The sequence below is a fragment of the Neisseria sp. HMSC70E02 genome (genome assembly GCF_001838645.1).
GTDB classification, from domain to species: Bacteria; Pseudomonadota; Gammaproteobacteria; order Burkholderiales; family Neisseriaceae; genus Neisseria; species Neisseria macacae.
Genome location: NZ_KV838046.1, coordinates 1 through 1267, shown reverse-complemented (window position 1 = coordinate 1267; position 1267 = coordinate 1). Strand labels below are relative to the sequence as shown.

Here is a 1267-nt window from a genome sequence, read left to right as displayed (position 1 = left end):
CGGGTCGGCAGACCGTCTTGGCCGTATTCGTAGGCGATTTGGACTTAGATTGTTACAGAATAAATGTTTCAGACGACCTCGAAAAAGGGTTGAGGTCGTCTGAAAAATAGAAACCGCGTGCGTGCGTATCGCACACACCCTACGTCAGGATTGGAGGTTTCATGGGGGGGCTGCTGCTTGCTGAAAGGGAACGGGGTATTTTTCAGACGGTCTTTAATGGAAATTTAAAAAAAACCGTGCATGGCTGCGCTACACCACTATACTCAAGAAATAAACGTTCCGTTCAGGTACGCTCGTTATGTGGGCTTATCTTTAACTTATCCAATTTCTTTTAATTTTTTTTCCAAATATTTAATATCTGGTGGATTTTTATTAGCCCCTTTTATTTTGTCAATCCAATGATAAGCTATTTCAGAAAATATAATACCTTTTTCAGTTAAATCATTCTCATACACGGGGTCATGTATAATTTCCCCTAAATCATCACACAACCTTACTTTTGAAAGATTGTGTTTATCATAAAAATAATAAATTTCTTTATATTTTCTTGTGATTCTATCTCCGGCTTCAACATATAAATCTTTATCCAAGTACTCGGATAATTCCTTAGGAGCTATCGCATTGTACTCAAAAGCTTCTTTGAAATTAAAAATTTCATTACTCATAATATAACCTTCTAAATAATACGCATAATTTGAGACATTGATACTTCAATTAATTCTTTTGAACCTTTTGGTTTAATACAAATTCCTCCTTTTTTTCTAATTTCTTTCTCTTTTGCCATTTGTTTAGTTTTATCAGTCTCTGGACCAGTTACCTCATAACATTTTCCAAAATTATTTTCAATTATGACAAAATTAACTCTTCGTCTAGAACCAAATTTATCTCTAACAGATTTTCCTGTCTTACAATCTCTTAAATATCTTTCTCTTTCAATTTTAGCATTAGTACCTTTAATTTTATCTTTTAAAATTCTCAGAGCTTTGGTTTCTCGAGAATCACCTAAAATTTTATTTGGAATTGGTGTACCTGTTAGACCTAAAGTATCAACCCAAAGAGTTACATTAAAACCAAACTGATAAAAATTCACACCTCCTTCCAACCCAATCGGATCCTGATTCACAAACCTGCCCGAATTCGGCTCGTAATACCTAAAGAAGTTGTAATGCAGCCCCGTTTCACGGTCGGCATATTGGTTCTGTAACCGGAAGGGTTGGTATGCACTATCCGTTACCTTGGTTTCCTCTTTCAGACGACCCCAGCCGGT

Annotated in this window: 2 protein-coding genes; both read right to left on the bottom strand. The window is 35.8% G+C overall.

The genetic code is table 11. The features are described 5' to 3' along the window. Positions 1-317: 317 nt before the first annotated feature. The gene (locus HMPREF3277_RS00160) at positions 318-665 is read right to left on the bottom strand and encodes a hypothetical protein (protein WP_036491022.1); all 348 of its coding nucleotides are present in this window, start codon (positions 663-665) and stop codon (positions 318-320) included. Between the two features lie 11 nt (positions 666-676). Continuing rightward, the coding region (locus HMPREF3277_RS15510; protein WP_246830727.1) for an RHS repeat-associated core domain-containing protein at positions 677-1267 on the bottom strand (591 nt) is incomplete at its 5' end.